This window comes from Pseudomonas cerasi (assembly GCF_027983475.1).
GTDB lineage: Bacteria > Pseudomonadota > Gammaproteobacteria > Pseudomonadales > Pseudomonadaceae > Aquipseudomonas > Aquipseudomonas cerasi.
Genome location: NZ_JAQJVM010000004.1, coordinates 280,194 through 299,364 on the forward strand (window position 1 = coordinate 280,194; position 19,171 = coordinate 299,364).

At 61.0% G+C, this 19,171-nt stretch carries 14 protein-coding genes; 9 read left to right on the forward strand and 5 right to left on the reverse strand.

The window, feature by feature from the left end:
• Positions 1–144: 144 nt before the first annotated feature.
• The 4 genes from mgrA to PI739_RS22990 form a co-directional block, all read right to left on the reverse strand.
• Positions 145–1,182 (reverse strand): L-glyceraldehyde 3-phosphate reductase, encoded by a 1,038-nt coding sequence (gene mgrA / locus PI739_RS22975; protein WP_004654952.1) that lies wholly within the window; start codon positions 1,180–1,182, stop codon positions 145–147.
• Between the two features lie 81 nt (positions 1,183–1,263).
• A complete protein-coding gene (locus PI739_RS22980) occupies positions 1,264–2,199 on the reverse strand; it encodes a sulfonate ABC transporter substrate-binding protein (protein ID WP_058397121.1) in 936 nt (311 codons plus the stop codon).
• A gap of 123 nt (positions 2,200–2,322) precedes the next feature.
• Positions 2,323–3,648 (reverse strand): LLM class flavin-dependent oxidoreductase, encoded by a 1,326-nt coding sequence (locus PI739_RS22985; protein WP_058397120.1) that lies wholly within the window; start codon positions 3,646–3,648, stop codon positions 2,323–2,325.
• Positions 3,649–3,682: 34 nt separating this feature from the next.
• Positions 3,683–5,998, reverse strand: a complete 2,316-nt coding sequence (locus PI739_RS22990) for a TonB-dependent receptor (RefSeq protein WP_271352204.1) — start codon at positions 5,996–5,998, stop codon at positions 3,683–3,685.
• Positions 5,999–6,168: 170 nt separating this feature from the next.
• Here PI739_RS22990 and PI739_RS22995 point away from each other — a divergent pair, with 170 nt between their 5' ends.
• Positions 6,169–7,215, forward strand: a complete 1,047-nt coding sequence (locus tag PI739_RS22995) for a LacI family DNA-binding transcriptional regulator (protein ID WP_058397119.1) — start codon at positions 6,169–6,171, stop codon at positions 7,213–7,215.
• 169 nt (positions 7,216–7,384) lie between these two features.
• Here PI739_RS22995 and betT read toward each other — a convergent pair whose 3' ends face one another.
• Complete coding sequence (gene betT, locus PI739_RS23000; protein WP_201023372.1) at positions 7,385–9,340, reverse strand: choline transporter BetT; 1,956 nt, start codon at positions 9,338–9,340, stop codon at positions 7,385–7,387.
• Between the two features lie 224 nt (positions 9,341–9,564).
• Between betT and PI739_RS23005 the strand changes: the two genes are divergently transcribed.
• The 8 genes from PI739_RS23005 to PI739_RS23040 all read left to right on the forward strand — a co-directional run bounded on the left by PI739_RS23005 (position 9,565) and on the right by PI739_RS23040 (position 19,158).
• Positions 9,565–9,885, forward strand: a complete 321-nt coding sequence (locus PI739_RS23005; RefSeq protein WP_134816071.1) for a hypothetical protein — start codon at positions 9,565–9,567, stop codon at positions 9,883–9,885.
• Positions 9,886–9,991: 106 nt separating this feature from the next.
• A complete protein-coding gene (gene hutU / locus PI739_RS23010) occupies positions 9,992–11,689 on the forward strand; it encodes a urocanate hydratase (RefSeq protein ID WP_003432400.1) in 1,698 nt (565 codons plus the stop codon).
• Between the two features lie 113 nt (positions 11,690–11,802).
• Positions 11,803–12,771 carry an ABC transporter substrate-binding protein gene (locus tag PI739_RS23015; protein WP_003432399.1) on the forward strand — a complete coding sequence of 323 codons (969 nt, stop codon included), beginning with the start codon at positions 11,803–11,805 and terminating at the stop codon, positions 12,769–12,771.
• Between the two features lie 73 nt (positions 12,772–12,844).
• On the forward strand, positions 12,845–13,696 hold the full coding sequence (locus PI739_RS23020; protein ID WP_003343849.1) for an ABC transporter permease: 852 nt from the start codon (positions 12,845–12,847) through the stop codon (positions 13,694–13,696).
• A complete protein-coding gene (locus PI739_RS23025; RefSeq protein WP_003432397.1) occupies positions 13,693–14,523 on the forward strand; it encodes a quaternary amine ABC transporter ATP-binding protein in 831 nt (276 codons plus the stop codon). Before PI739_RS23020 ends, PI739_RS23025 begins: the two co-directional genes overlap by 4 nt.
• A 12-nt stretch (positions 14,524–14,535) precedes the next feature.
• Positions 14,536–16,077, forward strand: a complete 1,542-nt coding sequence (locus tag PI739_RS23030) for an HAL/PAL/TAL family ammonia-lyase (RefSeq protein WP_074807168.1) — start codon at positions 14,536–14,538, stop codon at positions 16,075–16,077.
• A gap of 54 nt (positions 16,078–16,131) precedes the next feature.
• Positions 16,132–17,679: a histidine ammonia-lyase gene (hutH, locus tag PI739_RS23035; RefSeq protein ID WP_003372122.1), complete on the forward strand. Its 1,548-nt coding sequence runs from the start codon at positions 16,132–16,134 to the stop codon at positions 17,677–17,679.
• Positions 17,680–17,781: 102 nt separating this feature from the next.
• Positions 17,782–19,158, forward strand: a complete 1,377-nt coding sequence (locus tag PI739_RS23040; protein ID WP_271352205.1) for an amino acid permease — start codon at positions 17,782–17,784, stop codon at positions 19,156–19,158.
• The last annotated feature ends 13 nt before the right edge of the window (positions 19,159–19,171 follow it).

The window sequence follows — 19,171 nt, forward strand, 5'->3', positions numbered from 1 at the left end:
TGGCATGCATTTCGAAACACTCTGCGCCGCGCCTACTATTCAAGGCAGGACGCAGAGCGTCCAGAACTGCATTCCCACGCGGAGCGTGGGAACGATAGTCATCTCAGGAATTGCGTGTAACGCGCAGCTCAGCACAGCACCGCATCACTCAGCCAGTGATGGTTTTTCCCACAGGTTGATTCCGCCTTCCACCGCAAAGCTGTCGATCTCGGCCAGTTCTTCAGGACTGAACGCGAGGTTCTTCAGCGCGCCGACGTTTTCGACAATCTGCTCCGGACGGCTCGCACCGATCAACGCAGAGGTCACGCGCGGATCGCGCAGCGTCCAGGCCAGGGCCATTTGTGCCAGGCTCTGACCGCGACGCTGGGCGATTTCGTTGAGCGCACGCACGTGGGCGATGTTCTGCTCGGACAGGTGCGAAGCCTGCAGCGAGCCGCCACCCGGACGATTGACCCGCGCATCCTTGGGCACGCCGTTCAGGTATTTGTCCGACAGCAACCCCTGGGCCAACGCGGTAAAGGCGATCACGCCCGCGCCCAGCTCTTCAGTCGCGTCGAGCAAGTCTTTCTCGACCCAGCGATTGAGCAGGTTGTAGGCCGGCTGGTGGATCAGCAACGGCACTTTCCACTCTTTGAGCAACGCCGCGATCTCACGGGTCTTGGCCCCGGAATAGGATGAGATACCGATATACAGCGCCTTGCCCTGCTGAACCGCGGTGGCCAGCGCGCTGGCGGTTTCTTCCAGCGGAGTGTCCGGGTCAAAACGGTGGGAATAGAAGATGTCGACGTAATCGAGCCCCATGCGCTGCAGGCTCTGGTCGAGGCTGGCGAGCACGTATTTACGTGAACCACCGCCCTGTCCGTATGGGCCCGGCCACATGTCCCAGCCAGCCTTGCTGGAGATGATCAGTTCATCACGGTAGTGCTTGAAGTCTTCGCGCAGCAGACGGCCGAAGTTGATCTCGGCGCTGCCGTACGGCGGGCCATAGTTGTTGGCCAGGTCGAAATGGTTGATGCCCAGATCGAACGCCGTGCGCAGCATGGCGCGCTGGGTGTCGATCGGCGTGCTGTCACCGAAGTTGTGCCACAAGCCCAAAGACAGTGCCGGAAGCACCAGCCCGCTGCGGCCGGTACGGCGATAAGGCATGTCTTCGTAACGATTTTCGGCAGCGATGTAGGTCATTGAATCCTCTCTTGTCTGGGGGATATTCGAGGCGTCTTGATTGCGTTTGCGAACAGGCGACGCCTGTTCGCAACGCCGGAATCATGGCTTTTGCCAGACAACCTGCTGAATGTCGACCCGCTTAGGTATCAAGTGGTTGTCGTAAAACAGATCAGCGGTCGCCTGTTGCGCACTTACGATCTCCGGCGTGATCGGCAGGCTGGGTGATACAGGCCGATGGTCAAGATACTGAGTCATGACCGCTTCGGACAAGCCCATGCTGCGCGCCAGTATCTGAATACTCTCGGCACGCTGCGAGCGCGATAGCCCATCGGCAACTGTCAGTTCATCGAGCACCTGCTGCACGAGCGCTGCATTTTCCTCGGCAAACGCCCGCCGTGCGGTATAGAACGGCCCGGACAATCCAAGTCCCTCGCCGTTGGCCAGCAGGCGAGTGTGGCCTTCGCTCATAGCGATGGAGTAGTAAGGGTCCCAGATCGCCCAGGCATCGACACTGCCGTTTTCAAAGGCAGCGCGGGCATCGGCAGGGGTCAGATAGATTGGCTGAATATCCTTGAAGGTCAGGCCTGCTTTGTTGAGCAAACGCAGCACCACGTTATGCGAGCTGGAGCCTTTCTGCAGCGCGACCTTGCGGCCTTTCAATTCTGCGACGCTGTGCACCGGGCTTTCGTTGCGCACCAACAGGGTTTCCACCTGCGGCTTGGGTGGCTCGGCACCAATGTAGACCAGGTCGGCACCTGCGACCTGGGCGAAAATCGGCGGAATGTCGCCGGTGGAGGCGATGTCCAGGCTGCCAATGTTCAGCGCCTCCAGCATCTGCGGCCCGGCCGGAAACTCGATCCATTTGATTTGTTTCTCGGGAAAACGCTTTTCCAGCAAGCCGTGTTCCTTGGCCAGCACCAGCGTAATAGAGCCCTTCTGGTAGCCGATGCGGAGGGTGTCGGGCTCGACGGCAGCAGCTGTCCCGAACAGGCCACTGAAAGCCAGAATGGCGGCGATAAACGTGAATGGTTTCATGGGTGATCCCTTAATTCTGTATAAAAATCTGCCTCTGATTCTGGCCGAAGGCCCCGGTCGCTCCCACGCCCTGCGGACAGAAGCCCGCTTGCTGCGCTCATCAGGACTTGCATGCGGCAACGATCAAAATCTGTAAGCAGGCCGTTGCAAGCCAAGGTTTTCACGCAAGGTCGTGCCCTCATACTCGGTACGAAACAGCCCACGCCGCTGCAACTCGGGCACCAGCAACTGCGCGACATCTTCCAGACCACCCGGCAGATGCGGCACCAGCACATTGAAGCCATCCGCCGAACCTTGCTCGAACCAGCGTTGCAGCTCATCGGCAATCTGCTCAGGCGTACCGATCAGGCTGTAGTGCCCTCGCCCGCCGGCAATCCGCCGCCCCAGTTGCGCCAAGGTCAGGTTTTCCTGATCGGCCAGTTCGGTGAGCAGTTTCTGCCGGCTGCGCTGGCCGCTGTCGGTCAGTGGCAGCTCTGGCAACGGGCCATCCAGCGGGTAACCCGACAGGTCGAAATTGCCCAGCATGCGGCCCAGCAGAGCGACCCCGACCTGAGGCTCGACCAGCGCCTGAAACGACTCGAATTTAGCTTTCGCCAAGGCTTCGGTTTCGGCCACGACGATGAACACGCCGGGCATGATTTTCAGCGAATCGACGTCACGCCCGTAAGCACTCAGACGGCCTTTTATATCCGCATAAAACGCCTGGGCGCTGGCCAGCGAGGTCTGCGCGGTGAACACCACTTCCGCCGTCTGCGCCGCCAGGTCACGCCCGACTTCCGAGGAACCGGCCTGCACCACCACCGGTTGTCCTTGCGGCGAACGTGCCACGTTCAGCGGGCCTTTGACGCTGAAGTGCTCGCCCTGGTGATCGAGCACATGCAGCCTGGCCGGGTTGTAATACTCGCCGCTGGCCTTGTCGCGGGTGAAGGCATCGTCTGCCCAGCTGTCCCAAAGGCCGGTCACCACCTGATGAAACTCTCGTGCGCGGCTATAGCGCTCGGCATGCCCCACATGCTCGGCGCGACCGAAGTTCTGCGCTTCGGCGGCGGCATCCGAGGTCACCAGATTCCAGCCCGCTCGCCCACCGGAGAGATGATCCAGCGAGGCGAACTTGCGGGCTACGTGATACGGCTCGTTGTAGGTGGTGGTTGCCGTCGCGATCAGACCGATATGCTCAGTCACCGCACTGAGTGCCGAGAGCAGGGTCAGCGGTTCGAAATGATCGGAGCGTGCCATGCGGCTGGCGATATCACCGGTCGCGGCAGCCACGCTGTCGGCGACGAACAGTGCATCGAATTTTGCCGCCTCCGCAACCCTGGCCACGTGCCGGTAATGCTTGAAATCCAGCCCTGCATCCGCAGGCACATCCGGGTGCCGCCAGGCAGCGACATGGTGCCCGGTGGCCATCAGGAAAGCGCCCAGCTTCATCTGTCGAGCAGTCGTGCTCATACCTCACTCCTTACGTGTTGCCTGGGGTCTCGGCTCAAAAATCCTTGCGTAACTGCACACCGAAATAACGTTCATCATCACGCGGCACGGATCGGTAAACGTAGTTGCCCCCGGTCGCCAGCATTGGCGAATAGGACTTGTCAGCCAGGTTCTTGCCCAGCAATGCCACACGCCAGCCACTGTTGTAATCAGCCAGTGCCACGCTGGCGTTCCAGATGCCGTAAGCGCCCTGTTTGGTGTCCGGGTTCTGGCTGATGTCGTACTGCACTTCGCTCTGCCAGCTGTAATCGGTGCCCAGTTCGATATCCAGGCCGTTGTCCAGCGGGAGGGTGTAGTCGGCGCGCACGTAGCTTTTCCAGTCCGGGCTGTACGGCAGGGTTTTGCCGTCGACGTTGCAGGACGCCGCCGCACCGGCCGGGCAGGCAAAGCTGTCGATGCGTGCTCTGGTGTAGGACAGCGCGCCGGAGAATTTCAGGTTTCGCGTGGCTTGCAGGGCGTAATCCAGCTCGACGCCTTCGGTGCTGACACTGCCGGCGTTGATCAGGCGCGTCACGACCTGTCCGGCAACACTGTCGAAGAAGTTCGCCTGATAGTTGTCGTATTCGCTGTGGAACACCGCCAGGTTGGTGGTCAGGCGATTATTCCAGGTGGTGGCCTTGAGGCCGACCTCCCAGGTGTTCGAGGTTTCCGGCTTGAGGGCCTCGGTGTCACGCGGCTGCATGTTGAAGAACACGTTGTAGGCCGGGCCTTTGTAGCCGCGCGAATAGGTGATGTAGGTCATCACACTGTCGCTCAGGTCGTATTGCAAACCGAGACGCCCGGACTTGCCGTCTTCGTCCACCGACCCGGAACTGCTGGTCGCTGGCTGAATGCCGCTGACGGTCGTAGCCGATGTCGAGACGCGGCGATGATCGTATTCCAGATCGTCGTGGGTCCAGCGTGCCCCGGCAATCGCACGGAAGTCCGGCGTGAAATTGAACGTGGTTTCGCCGAACACCGAATAACTGTCGGTGGTGGTGCTGTAGTCGGCGATGCCGCGATCCTGAGTCGTCGGTGTGATCAGCGTGCGCTGATAGGTCTCGTCGCTCTTGCCGTGCATGTAAAACAGCCCGCCCACGTATTCGACGAACTGGCCTTTCGGCGACGCCAGACGCAGCTCCTGTGAATACTGGTTGAACTCAAGATCGCCCTTGTCTTCAGTGCCGGGGAACGCGGCGGTGATGGTGCCAAGCCGATCGCCGTCCTGATACTGCGTGTTGTCCCAACCGCGCCAGGCGGTGATGGAGGTCACGGTGTAGTCACCCAGTTGCCAGTCGAGCTGACCGGACAGGCCTTTGTTGACGTCCTCGACATGGCTGCGGTAATCGCTGACGACATTGCGGTTATCGCTGTCGGCACGTACCGGCGCCAGGGCACTGGCGAAGGACGGGGTCAGCGCCTTGGCTACCACGCCGTTGGGCGCGTCGTCATGGGACTGCATGTAGTCCGCTGCGAGGGTGAAGGTGATGTCGTCATTGGGCGTGAATTCCAGCTTGCCGCGTGCACCCTTGCGGTTGTAACCGTTGACTTCCTGACCATTGAGCTTGTTATCGACATTGCCGTCATAGCTGCCGAACAACGTCGTGATCGAGCCTTTGAGGGTCTGCGGAATCAGGCTGCCGCCAATACCGAAACGGGTGCGGCTTTCGTTGCCGCTGTAATACGACTGATCGATGTAACCGTGAGTCTCTTCGGTCGGTGCCTTCGTGGTGACGTTCAGCACGCCCGCCGAAGCGTTCTTGCCGAACAGCGTACCTTGCGGGCCGCGCAGCACTTCGATGCGTTCCAGGTCGAGCAAGTCCAGCGTGGCCTGACCCGGACGGGCATACACCACGCCGTCGATCACGGTTGCCACGGTCGGTTCGACGCCTGGCGAGGTGGAAATGGTGCCGACACCGCGAACGAACAGCGAAGTGTCCTTGTTGGAAGCCCCGGTGCGGAAATTCAACGACGGCACCTGCTGCACAATACTGGCCACGCCATTACGGTTATCGCGCTCCAGTTGTTCGCCCTCGATCACGGACACGGCAACCGGTACTTTTTGCAGCGATTCTTCACGGCGTGTGGCGGTCACGGTCACCGATTCCAGCGCTACCGTTTCTGTATTCTGCCCTGCCGCTGTCTCTGCCATGGCCGGAACACACGGCAATGCCGTCAGCCCCATCAGTAACCACCCACAACGACGCCCCCGCGCCGCATGAGCCTGATCGATCGCCTGCGCCAGAAGCGTGTGTCTGACGCCATCCCCAGCTGTTGTGTGCATCTGCGTGCCTACCTGAAATATGCCCTGATCCGACAGTGCGATGCGCACTGGCGCCTATACGTGCTGACTAAACCGGGTCCGGGCATTCGCGGTGGCGAGTAGCAGACAACCATCTTTGTTAGCGCTAACATCGCCAGTATCGGGAAATGCTAGATAGACCGTCCAATACTGAAAAATTAGTTTTATATTCTTTTTAATTTTATGCGAAGTGATCGAGCATGGCTGACGAGAAACCCCTGACACGTAAACGCCGAGGCGCAGGCCGGGTGACGATCACTGCCGTGGCGCGTCAGGCGGGGGTGTCGGCCATTACCGTATCGCGCTATTTCAATCAGCCGGAACAGGTATCGCCCGAACTGCGCGAGCGGATTGCGAGCACGGTCAATGCACTGGGTTACGTGCCCAATCTGGTTGCTGGCGGCCTGGCGTCAGCACGCAGCCGGGTGGTGGCGATGGTGATTCCCAACATCTCCGGGCCGATCTTTGCCAATACCATTCAGGGCTTCAGTGACACCCTGAGCCGACACGGTTTTCAGTTGCTGCTGGCCTCCAGCTACTTTTCCGCCGAGCAGGAAGAAAGCGCGGTACGGGCATTTCTGGGCTGGTCACCGGCGGCACTGGTGCTGACCAGTCGCTTTCACAGCCCTGCTACCGAGAAAATGATCGAGCAGACCGATGTCCCGGTGATCGAAACCTGGGACCATCAACCCGACCGCAGTCCGATCCAGATCGGCTTTTCGCACTACGACGTCGGCGTCATGGCAGCCCGTTATCTGCATGACAAGGGCTACCGGCGAATCGCGTTCGTACAGAACAGCATTGCGGGCGACTTCAGCGCACTGGAGCGCCGCGACGGCTACGCTGCGACTCTGGAAGGGCTCGGTATCACGCCGTGGGTCTTCGTCCCGGACGCGGACCGAGCGCCATTCGAGGCAGGCAAACAGGCGATGGACACCCTGATGAACCAAGAGCCCCGCCCTGACGCGATCTTCTTCGCCAACGACAACCTGGCAGCCGGCGCCCTGCTCGCCAGCCAGCGCGCAGGCCTGAGCATTCCGCAGGATTGCGCCGTGATGGGTTTTGGCGACTACGCCTTCGCAGAAATGATGCTGCCCAGCCTGACCACCATCAAACCGCCCGCACTGCAGATCGGCGTAATGGCCGCCACGCGGGTGCTTGAAAGCCTCGGAGTGTTACCAGTAGAGGGAGAGATACAACGCCTGAACCTGCTGGAATGCAGATTGGTAGAGCGAGAGAGTACGTGAGCCTGCCGCACTCTCGAGCCTAAGCGGGAGCGTGAGGAACGATGACCCTGTAACCATCGTGCGACGCTCCGCGTCGCATGCCGTTCTGGACGCTCCGCGTCCTCTCCTGAACATGAGGCGCGGCGCAGAGCGTGAGGGACGATAGTTGTAACCGCCCCCCACGCCCCGATCACCGCACCAGATGCAGGAACTGCATATGCCGCTCGTACTGATCGAGCACGTCGTTGATGACCTGTTCCTTGGTGTAGCCCACCAGGTCGTAGTCCTGACTGCCCTCGCTCAAGTGAACTTCGGCGCGGTAGTAGCGGCGATTGTTCAATTGCTTGGAGCCCATGCCGCCACGAGCGAACGAAGGCGTGAAGAAGCCTTTCATCTGCACTTGGTAAATGAACGGACGTTCTTCGCCGTGACCGATTTCCAGGGTCACCGAGTCGTTGGACGGGTCGGGCACGTTGACCACGTTCAAACCCTTTTCGACGAACACCGCCGTCACTTCTTCAATCGCCGGACGCACGGTCTGATCGAGGAAACGGTACACCTCGTCTCGCGACGGGTAATGCACAGCTTGGCTCAGGCGCTGACGCCACCCGCCGCGCCTTGAACCGGACACTGGCGCCAACGAATACAGTTGCGCAATCTGGCGCTGGGATTCCATGACGAACGCTTTGTGCAGGCCCCACATCATCAGCAGCAGAATCAGCGAGAACGGCAGCGAGGTCAGTACCACAGCCGACTTCAGCGCATCGATACTGCCCGAGAACAACAGGCCACTGGTGATCAGCGCCGTGGCCACACCCCAGAACACCCGCAGCCATTTCGGACCGTCTTCGTCAGGGTTGCCGCCTTTGGCTGACAGTGTCGACAGCACCACAGTGCCCGAATCGGCCGACGTCACGAAGAACACAAAGCTGATGAACACCGTGACCGCAATGACCGTCTTGCTCCACGGATAGGTTTCCAGCAGCAGGTACAGGGTCATCGACGGATCGTCGATAGCCGATTGACCCAGCGCAGTCATGCCATGGTTGAGCACTTGATCGATGGCGCTGTTACCGAAGATCGACATCCACGCCAGGGTGAAGCCCAGCGGGATCAGCAACACACCGAAGACGAACTCACGGATGGTCCGGCCACGCGAGATACGCGCAATGAACAGGCCCACGAACGGCGCCCAGGCAATCCACCAGGCCCAATAGAACACCGTCCAGCCGCCCAGCCAGTCACTCGGCTCGTTGTAGGCATACACGTCGAAACTCTTGCTCGGCAGTGCACCCAGATAGTCACCGATGTTCTGCACCAGCGTGTTGAGCAAGTGCTGAGTCGGGCCGGCGAACAGCACGAACAACAGCAACGCACAGGCCAGCAGCATGTTGATGTCGGACATGACGCGCACGCCTTTGTCGACACCGGCGATCGCCACTAGAATCGCAGCGCCCATCATCAGGGTGATCAGTCCGACCTGAATCCAGTGGGTGTGCGCCACGCCAAACAGGTAATCCAGACCGGAGTTGAGGTGCAGCACCCCGAAGCCCATGTCTGCGCCGAGGCCGAAGATGGTCGCAATGATGCCGAAACCATCGACCGCATAGCCGATAGGGCCGTTGATGCGTTTGCCGATCAGCGGATACAGCGCCGAACGCAGGGCCAGCGGCAGGTTGTGCCGATAGGCGAAATAGGCCAGCGCCATCCCGACGAAGGCAAACACGCCCCAGCCATGCAGCCCCCAGTGCAGAAACAGCAACTGCATGCCCTGGCGTGCTGCTTCTGCGCTACCACCCTCGCCCTGCGGCGGTTGCAGCAGGTGCGTCAGGGGTTCTGAAACGCAGAAAAAGAACAGCGTGATGCTGATGCCGGCGGCAAACAGCATCCCGGCCCATGACAGGTAACTGAACTCGGGTTCGTCGTGGTCGGCACCGAGCTTGATCTTGCCGAAGCCCGACAAGGCGGTGACCACCACGAAGACCAGGTACAGGGTCATGACCATCATGTAGTACCAGCCGACCGTGTTGGCCGCCCAGTTTTGCGCCGCCAGCAGCCATTCGCCGCTGGCTTGCGGGAACGCGATCACGACGATGCCGAAAATCAGAATAAAACTCGCAGCGAAATAGAACACTGGAGCATTCATGCGAACCATGCCGCTTGAAGAGGAACTCGCAGAACTCATCGGTTGAGTGCCTCCGGACTGATAAAACCAACTGCAAAAAGCGGATACGGCAAGGGTAAGCCTCCTGTTGTGAGCGGGCAGCGAACCACCGGTTTAACTTGAACGAGCGTTCAATTTAAACACGAAAACACCCGCGAGACCTAATCGCAGGCCGGTGAATGCTGGCTCAGGCCTGGGTATGACGCATGCTTGATCGGGTTCGTTCCCATGCTGAAGAGGCCATTTGCAGCCCGCCAAATGCGCTGTTTGCAAACACCCAGCGGCAGTTCATTCCCGGCCCGAACGCGGCGCACACATTCCCCGCACCAATCTGTTACCTGCCGCCCCAAAACTGCGCAAAAAGTCATTCAGGTAACAACGTCCAGCCCTCTTCGGAGAAATGCCCCTTTGCTGATCAAAAGCACCAGGCCCGCATAATTAAAGCCCTGCAGATAGATTCGATGGGCAAAAAACAGCGACAGCACAAAGTTGGTCTTTTGATTGCATATGCTTGTATGTACAAGTAGAGACAGGCTGAACACTCTGTCTTCTACCCAAGTGAATAGGCCTGCTTCGCCAGGCGCTGCTCGCCCTTCATCGGGCTGGTTCGAATTGATCGCCGAGGATTTTTTTGTGACCGAGAATAATCAAGACCTTAAGCAGGACTGGACCCGCCATCGCGAAGGCGTCGTACGGGCTGCACGCGGTACTCAACTGACCGCCAAGAGCTGGCTGACCGAAGCACCGCTGCGCATGTTGATGAACAACCTCGACCCGGAAGTCGCCGAAAACCCCAATGAACTGGTGGTTTACGGTGGCATCGGTCGTGCCGCACGCAACTGGGAGTGCTACGACAAGATCGTCGAAAGCCTCACTCAGCTCAACGATGATGAAACCCTGCTGGTGCAGTCCGGCAAGCCGGTCGGCGTGTTCAAGACCCACAGCAACGCCCCGCGCGTATTGATCGCCAACTCCAACCTGGTGCCGCACTGGGCCAGCTGGGAGCACTTCAACGAACTGGATGCCAAGGGCCTGGCCATGTATGGCCAGATGACCGCCGGCAGCTGGATCTACATCGGCAGCCAGGGCATCGTGCAAGGCACTTACGAAACCTTCGTCGAAGCCGGTCGCCAGCACTATGACGGCAACCTCAAGGGCCGCTGGGTGTTGACCGCAGGTTTGGGCGGCATGGGTGGCGCGCAGCCGCTGGCCGCGACATTGGCCGGGGCCTGCTCGCTGAACATCGAATGCCAGCAGAGCCGTATCGATTTCCGCATCAAGACCCGCTACGTCGACGAACAGGCCGCTGATCTCGATGACGCACTGGCGCGTATCGCGAAATACACGGCCGAAGGCAAAGCCATCTCCATCGCCCTGTGTGGCAACGCGGCGGACATCCTGCCGGAAATGGTCCGTCGCGGTGTGCGCCCGGACATGGTCACCGACCAGACCAGCGCCCACGACCCGCTCAATGGCTACCTGCCCAAAGGCTGGACCTGGGACGAGTACCGTGCCCGCTCGGTCAGCGAGCCGACCAGTGTGGTCAAGGCGGCCAAGCAATCGATGGCCGAACACGTCGAAGCCATGCTCGCCTTCCAGCAAGCCGGCATTCCGACCTTCGACTATGGCAACAACATTCGCCAGATGGCCAAGGAAGTCGGCGTCACCAATGCCTTCGATTTCCCGGGTTTCGTGCCCGCCTACATCCGTCCGCTGTTCTGCCGTGGCATCGGGCCGTTCCGCTGGGCCGCGCTGTCGGGCGATCCGCAGGACATCTACAAGACCGACGCCAAGGTCAAAGAGCTGATCCCGGATGACGAGCACCTGCACAACTGGCTGGACATGGCCCGCGAGCGAATCAGCTTTCAGGGCTTGCCAGCGCGTATCTGCTGGGTCGGTCTGGGCCAGCGCGCCAAGCTGGGCCTGGCCTTCAACGAAATGGTCCGCAGTGGCGAGTTGTCGGCACCGGTTGTAATCGGCCGCGACCACCTGGACTCCGGCTCGGTCGCCAGCCCCAACCGCGAAACCGAATCCATGCGCGATGGCTCCGATGCCGTCTCCGACTGGCCGCTGCTCAATGCCCTGCTCAATACCGCCAGCGGTGCGACCTGGGTCTCGCTGCACCACGGTGGCGGCGTCGGCATGGGCTTCTCGCAGCATTCCGGCATGGTGATCGTCTGCGACGGTACGGATGAAGCCGCCGAGCGTATCGCCCGCGTATTGCACAACGACCCGGCCACCGGGGTGATGCGTCATGCCGATGCCGGTTACGACATCGCTATCGATTGTGCCAAAGAGCAGGGCTTGAACCTGCCAATGATCGGACGTTGACAACGTTGCCGGCCATCAGGCCGGCACACGTCGGGGACGGGCATGAGCATGCCCACGGGCCGGATGCCTACTTGAAGCTGCCGTCATCCATTTCAGGCTTAGGAGCATCGACAATGAATATGAAAAAGGCCCTGCTGACCACCCTGGTATCCGCTGGCCTGCTCGCCAGCGCAGGCGCAAGTCAGGCTGCCGGCTGGTGCGAATCAGGCAAGCCGGTGAAATTCGCCGGTCTTAACTGGGAAAGCGCGATGCTGCTGACCGACATTCTGCAGGTCGTTCTGGACAAGGGTTACGGCTGCACGGTTGACGCCCTGCCCGGCAATTCCATCGCCATGGAAAACGCCTTGGGCACCAACGATATCCAGATCTTTGCCGAAGAATGGGTCGGTCGCAGCGAGGTCTGGAACAAGGCCGCCGCTGCCGGGAAAGTGGTTGGTGTCGGCGCGCCGATCGTCGGCGCAGTGGAAGGCTGGTACGTGCCGCGCTATGTGATCGAAGGCGATGCCAAACGCAAGCTGGAAGCCAAGGCACCCAACCTGAAATCCATCAGCGATCTGGCCCAGTATTCAGCCGTGTTCAAGGATCAGGAAGAGCCATCCAAAGGGCGTTTCTACAACTGCCCGGCGGGTTGGACCTGTGAATTGGAAAACAGCGAAATGCTCAAGAGCTACGGCCTGGAAAGCAAATACACCAACTTCCGCCCGGGCACCGGCCCGGCGCTGGATGCGGCGATTCTCTCCAGCTACAAACGTGGCGAACCGATCCTGGCCTACTATTGGTCACCCACGCCGCTCATGGGTCAGGTAGACCTGGTGCGTCTGGAAGAGAAAGCCGGGGTCAACAAGACGATCGATATCAAGGTCGGCGTGTCCAAAGTGTTCCACGATGAGGCCCCTGAACTGGTCGCCATCCTGGAAAAGGTCAACCTGCCTATCGACCTGCTCAACCAGAACCTGGGGCGCATGGCCAAGGAACGCATCGAATCGCCGAAGCTGGCGAAGATTTTCCTGAAAGAGCACCCCGAAGTCTGGCACAAATGGGTCAGCGAAGACGCCGCGAAGAAGGTGGACGCTTCGTTGTAAACGACCGGGCTGTCGGACTGAACGGTTCGACAGCCCCGTCGTTGACCCGACACACCTCATTTGAGAGCCGCTTATGTTTCCTGAAAGCTTCACTTTCTCGATCGCCAACTGGGTCAACGATGGCGTCGACTCACTGGTCACGCAGTACGGCGATGTGTTCCGGCACATTTCCGACACCCTGCTATGGGCCATCGTCAACCTCGAAGGCCTGCTGCGCATGGCGCCGTGGTGGCTGATGCTGATGATCGTCGGCGGTATTGCCTGGCACGCGACACGCAAGATCGTCACGACGCTGGTCATCGTCGGCCTGCTGTTTCTGGTCGGTGCGGTCGGGTTGTGGGACAAGCTGATGCAGACGCTGGCGCTGATGCTGGTCGCCACGATCATCGCGGTGCTGATCGGCATTCCGCTGGGCATCCTCTCGGCACGCAGCAATCGGCTGCGCTCGGTGCTGATGCCGCTGCTGGACATCATGCAGACCATGCCCAGCTTCGTGTACCTGATCCCGGTGCTGATGCTGTTCGGTCTGGGCAAAGTGCCGGCGATCTTCGCCACCGTGATTTACGCCGCACCGCCGCTGATTCGTCTGACCGATCTGGGCATTCGTCAGGTGGATGGTGAAGTGATGGAAGCCATCAACGCGTTCGGCGCCAATCGCTGGCAGCAACTGTTCGGCGTGCAACTGCCGCTGGCGATGCCGAGCATCATGGCCGGTATCAATCAGACCACCATGATGGCGCTGTCGATGGTGGTGATCGCCTCGATGATCGGCGCACGCGGGCTTGGCGAAGACGTGCTGGTGGGCATTCAGACCCTCAACGTCGGGCGCGGGCTGGAAGCGGGCCTGGCCATTGTCATTCTGGCGGTCGTCATCGACCGTATCACGCAGGCCTATGGCCGCCCACGGCATGAGGCGCACAAATGAGCAGCGTGGAACCGAACAAAATCGTCGTCAAAAACGTATTCAAGATCTTCGGCAACCGCTCGAAAGAAGCGCTGGAGTTGATCAGGCAAAACCAGAGCAAGGACCAGGTGCTGGCCCAGACCGGCTGTGTGGTCGGGGTCAACGACCTGTCGCTGTCGATCGGCAGCGGCGAAATCTTCGTCATCATGGGCCTCTCCGGCTCGGGAAAATCGACGCTGGTGCGTCACTTCAACCGGCTGATCGACCCCACCAGCGGCGAGATTCTGGTCGATGGCGAAGACATCCTGCGTTACGACATGGAGGCCTTGCGCCAATTCCGTCGGCACAAGATCAGCATGGTGTTCCAGAGCTTCGGCCTGCTGCCGCACAAGACCGTGCTGGCCAACGTGGCCTACGGCCTGACCGTGCGTGGCGAGAGCAAGGCGCTGTGTCAGGAACGCGCGCTGCACTGGATCACCACCGTAGGCCTCAAGGGCTATGAGAACAAATACCCGCACCAGCTTTCTGGCGGCATGCGTCAGCGTGTGGGTCTGGCCCGCGCGCTGGCGGCCGACACCGACATCATTCTGATGGACGAAGCATTCAGCGCCCTCGACCCGTTGATCCGCGCCGAGATGCAGGACCAGTTGCTGGAGCTGCAAGCCAGCCTGCACAAGACCATCGTGTTCATTACCCACGATCTGGACGAGGCCGTGCGCATCGGCAATCGCATCGCGATCCTCAAGGATGGTCGATTGATTCAGGTCGGTACGCCGAAAGAAATTCTCCACTCGCCCGCCGACGATTACGTGGATCGTTTCGTTCAGCGCCGCGTAGCCACCCTTTAAGGACCGTTGCAGATGTCGCGAGCAGAACAGATCGTCATCGGTGAAGCACCTGCAGGCTGGCAGGACGTGGTCGCCGTGGCCCGGCAGGGCGCAAGACTGGTCCTGTCGGATGCTGCCTGGGCACGGATCGACAACGCTCAGGCCATCGTGCAGCGCATCGTCGTCAGCGGCGAGCGCGCCTATGGCGTGAACACCGGGCTCGGCGCGCTGTGCAATGTGTCACTGCAAGGCGAACAGCTCAGTCGCCTGTCGCGCAATACCCTGCTCAGCCATGCCTGCGGCGTCGGTGCGCCACTGGCCGACGAGCAGACCCGCGCAATCATCTGCGCCGCGATTCTCAACTACAGCCAGGGCAAGTCCGGCATTCACCGGCAAGTGGTCGAAGCGCTACTGGCCCTGCTCAACCGGGGCATCACGCCGCAAGTACCGGCGCAGGGCTCGGTGGGTTACCTGACGCACATGGCGCACGTCGGCGTCGCGTTGCTGGGCATCGGCCAGGTCAGCTATCGCGGGCAGATCGTCCCGGCTGAGCAGGCCTTGAACGAAGAAGGTCTGGCTCCGGTCATCCTCGGCGCCAAGGACGGATTGTGCCTGGTCAACGGCACACCGTGCATGACCGGCCTGAGCTGTCTGGCCATCGCCGACGCCGAGCGTCTGAGCCAGTGGGCCGACGTGATCGGCGCGATGAGCTTCGAAGCCCTGCGCGGCCAGCTGGACGCGTTCGATGCAAGCATCCTCGCCCTCAAGCCGCATCCGGGCATGCAACAGGTGGGCAAGAACCTGCGCACGTTACTGGCAGGCAGCGAAGTGCTCGCCAGCAGCGAAGGCATTCGTACCCAGGATGCGCTGAGTATTCGTTCGATTCCCCAGGTGCATGGCGCCACCCGCGACCAGTTGGCTCACGCCACTCGCCAGGTCGAGATCGAGCTCAATTCAGTCACCGATAACCCGCTGCTGCTCGGCACGCCCGACGCTTTCCGAGTGGTGTCCCAGGCCAATCCACACGGCCAGTCGGTGGCCATGGCGGCAGACCTGCTGTGCATGGCGATGGCCGAGCTGGGCTCGATCGCCGAACGGCGCCTGGACCGCCTGATCAACCCGATGGTCAGTGGCCTGCCGGCGTTTCTGGTCACCCAGCCGGGGGTCAACTCGGGAATGATGATCGTCCAGTACGTCGCCGCTTCGCTGTGCGCGGAAAACCGCCAGATGGCGCAACCGGCTGTGGTCGACAACTACGTGACTTCCGGTCTGCAGGAGGATCACCTGAGCCTGGGCACCAGCGCTGCGCTCAAGCTGCACAAGGTGCTGGGCAATACCACGCAGATTCTGGCCATCGAGTATTTACTCGCGGCCCAGGCATTCGAATTTCTCAAGACACAGGGTTTTGGCGTGGGCACCGGTGCCGCGTGGCGACTGCTGCGCGAGCGCATCCCGGCCTACGACGAAGACCGCTGGCTGGCTCCGGACATCGCCAGCAGCGCGGCCCTGATCAAAGACGAAACGTCGCTGGAAAGGGTTTTCCAGCACTGCCGTAACAACGCGGCAGACCTATAAAAACAGCATACGGCCACCAGCCGTCGCTGACATTCATCAAGGAGTAGCAGCATCGTGACCACCTTATCTGCCAAGACGCTGAACCTGATCCCCGGCCAACTGACCCTGGCGCAACTGCGCGGTATTTATCTACAGCCGGTCAGCCTGACGCTGGACAGCAGCGCAGACCAGCAGATCGACGACAGCGTCGCCTGTGTCGAGCGCATTCTGGCCGAGAACCGCACCGCCTACGGCATCAACACCGGGTTCGGTCTGCTGGCTTCGACGCGGATTGCCAGCGAAGACCTGGAAAACCTGCAGCGTTCGCTGGTGCTGTCGCATGCGGCCGGTGTCGGTCAGCCGATCAGCGATGAGCTGGTGCGTCTGATCATGGTGCTCAAGGTCAACAGCCTGAGCCGCGGCTTCTCGGGCATTCGGCGCGTGGTCATCGACGCCCTGATTGCGCTGATCAATGCCGAGGTCTACCCGCATATTCCGCTCAAGGGCTCGGTCGGTGCTTCCGGCGACCTTGCACCGCTGGCGCACATGTCGCTGGTGCTGCTGGGCGAAGGCAAGGCGCGCTACAAGGGCGAATGGCTGAACGGCGTCGATGCGCTGGCGGCTGCCGGGCTGCAACCGCTGACCTTGGCAGCCAAGGAAGGGCTGGCACTGCTCAACGGCACGCAAGTGTCTACCGCCTACGCATTGCGCGGCCTGTTCGAAGGCGAAGACCTGTTCGCTGCAGCCCTGACCTGCGGCTCGCTGACGGTTGAAGCGGTACTCGGTTCACGCTCGCCCTTCGACGCGCGTATTCATGCCGCACGCGGTCAGCGCGGGCAGATCGACGCGGCAGCCTGCTACCGTGACCTGCTGGGCGAAAGCAGCGGCGTGTCCGAGTCGCACCGCAACTGCGACAAGGTTCAGGACCCCTACTCGTTGCGCTGCCAGCCACAGGTCATGGGCGCATGCCTGACCCAACTGCGTCAGGCCGCCGAAGTGCTGGAAATCGAAGCCAACGCGGTGTCCGACAACCCGCTGGTGTTCGCCGCCGAGAACGACGTCATATCCGGTGGCAATTTTCACGCCGAGCCGGTCGCCATGGCGGCGGACAACCTCGCGCTGGCCATTGCCGAGATCGGCTCGCTCAGCGAACGTCGCATTTCGCTGATGATGGACAAGCACATGTCGCAACTGCCGCCCTTCCTGGTGGCCAACGGCGGCGTCAATTCCGGGTTCATGATCGCGCAGGTGACCGCCGCCGCGCTGGCCAGTGAAAACAAGGCATTGGCCCATCCGCACAGTGTCGACAGCCTGCCGACCTCGGCCAATCAGGAAGACCATGTGTCGATGGCCCCGGCCGCCGGCAAGCGCTTATGGGAAATGGCAGAAAACGTTCGCGGGATTCTTGCCGTAGAATGGTTGGCTGCCTGCCAGGGTCTGGACTTGCGTGAGGGTCTGAAAACCTCTCCGAAGCTGGAGCAAGCCCGCAGCCTGTTGCGCAGCAAGGTCCCGTTCTATGAAAAGGACCGCTTTTTTGCACCGGACATCGAAGCTGCCAGTCAGCTGTTGTCCTCCACTTGCCTGAACCCGTTGGTTCCTGCACGTCTGCTACCCAGTCTGTGATGCACCGCGAGCCTGGCAGGGCTCGCTTTGGTCATCGCTGCGGGAGGCCGGATGCAGGCGTTCTCGCGGCTTTTGCCATACCTGTAATGAAATGGACCTGAAATGACGTCACAAGATGGTTTGAAACGCGGGTTATCCGCCCGCCACATCCGCTTCATGGCCCTGGGCTCTGCCATCGGCACAGGGTTGTTCTACGGCTCGGCCTCGGCGATTCAACAGGCCGGGCCTGCCGTACTGCTGGCGTACCTGATCGGCGGCGCGGCGGTGTACATGGTGATGCGCGCGCTCGGCGAAATGGCGGTCCACGACCCGGTGTCCGGTTCGTTCAGCCATTACGCCACGCGTTACATGGGCCCGCTGGCCGGCTTCGTGCTCGGCTGGACCTACGCGTTCGAAATGATCATCGTCTGCCTCGCCGACGTGACCGCATTCGGCATCTACATGGGCTTCTGGTTTCCGGAAGTACCCCGCTGGATCTGGGTGCTGGGCATCGTCTTTCTGATCGGCGCGCTCAACCTGTGCAACGTAAAAGTATTTGGTGAAACCGAGTTCTGGCTGTCGATCCTCAAGGTCAGCGCCATCGTGGCGATGATCGTCGCAGGCTTCGGCATCATGATCTTCGGTATCGGCAGCTCGACCAGCGGCACCGAAATCGGCATCAGCAACCTGTGGGCACATGGCGGCTTCATGCCCAACGGCGTCACCGGTCTGATCGCCTCGTTTGCGGTGGTGATGTTTGCCTTCGGCGGCATTGAAATCATCGGCATTACCGCAGGCGAAGCGAAGGACCCGCAACGCAGCCTGCCGCAGGCGATCAATGCCGTACCGCTGCGCATTCTACTGTTCTACGTGCTGACACTGTTTGTGCTGATGTGCATCTACCCGTGGCCGCAGATCGGCACGCAGGGCAGCCCGTTCGTGCAGATTTTCGACAACCTGGGTATCGCTTCGGCGGCGACCATCCTCAACATCGTGGTGATCTCGGCGGCCGTATCGGCCATCAACAGCGACATCTTCGGCGCAGGCCGCATGATGTATGGCCTGGCCCGTGATGGTCAGGCGCCCGCCAGTTTTGCCCGCGTTTCACGCCATGGCGTGCCGTGGATGACCGTGCTGGTCATGGGCATCGCGTTGCTGGGCGGCGTGCTGCTCAACTACCTGATCCCCAAGGATGTGTTCCTGCTGATCGCGTCGCTGGCCACCTTCGCTACCGTGTGGGTCTGGCTGATGATTCTGCTGACGCAGGTCGCCATGCGCCGCTCGATGCACCGCGAGGAAGCGGCACAGCTGAAATTCGCCGTGTCGTTCTGGCCTTACGGGCCTGCGGCCGCCATCGCCTTCATGCTGTTCATCTTCGGCGTGCTGGGCTATTTCCCGGACAACCGTGCAGCCTTGATCGTCGGCGCAATCTGGATCGTGCTGCTGCTCATCGCCTACGCTGTGTGGGTCAAGCCCAAGGCGCTCAACAACACTCATTGATCAACGAGGCCTG

Bases quoted from the DNA above. Each gene is read 5' to 3' on its own strand.
- mgrA (WP_004654952.1), bottom strand. From the start codon at position 1,182: ATGACCTACATCGCTGCCGAAAATCGTTACGAAGACATGCCTTATCGC.
- PI739_RS22980 (WP_058397121.1), bottom strand. From the start codon at position 2,199: ATGAAACCATTCACGTTTATCGCCGCCATTCTGGCTTTCAGTGGCCTG.
- PI739_RS22985 (WP_058397120.1), bottom strand. From the start codon at position 3,648: ATGAGCACGACTGCTCGACAGATGAAGCTGGGCGCTTTCCTGATGGCC.
- PI739_RS22995 (WP_058397119.1), top strand. From the start codon at position 6,169: ATGGCTGACGAGAAACCCCTGACACGTAAACGCCGAGGCGCAGGCCGG.
- betT (WP_201023372.1), bottom strand. From the start codon at position 9,340: ATGAATGCTCCAGTGTTCTATTTCGCTGCGAGTTTTATTCTGATTTTC.
- PI739_RS23005 (WP_134816071.1), top strand. From the start codon at position 9,565: ATGCTTGATCGGGTTCGTTCCCATGCTGAAGAGGCCATTTGCAGCCCG.
- PI739_RS23015 (WP_003432399.1), top strand. From the start codon at position 11,803: ATGAATATGAAAAAGGCCCTGCTGACCACCCTGGTATCCGCTGGCCTG.
- PI739_RS23020 (WP_003343849.1), top strand. From the start codon at position 12,845: ATGTTTCCTGAAAGCTTCACTTTCTCGATCGCCAACTGGGTCAACGAT.
- PI739_RS23025 (WP_003432397.1), top strand. From the start codon at position 13,693: ATGAGCAGCGTGGAACCGAACAAAATCGTCGTCAAAAACGTATTCAAG.
- PI739_RS23030 (WP_074807168.1), top strand. From the start codon at position 14,536: ATGTCGCGAGCAGAACAGATCGTCATCGGTGAAGCACCTGCAGGCTGG.
- PI739_RS23040 (WP_271352205.1), top strand. From the start codon at position 17,782: ATGACGTCACAAGATGGTTTGAAACGCGGGTTATCCGCCCGCCACATC.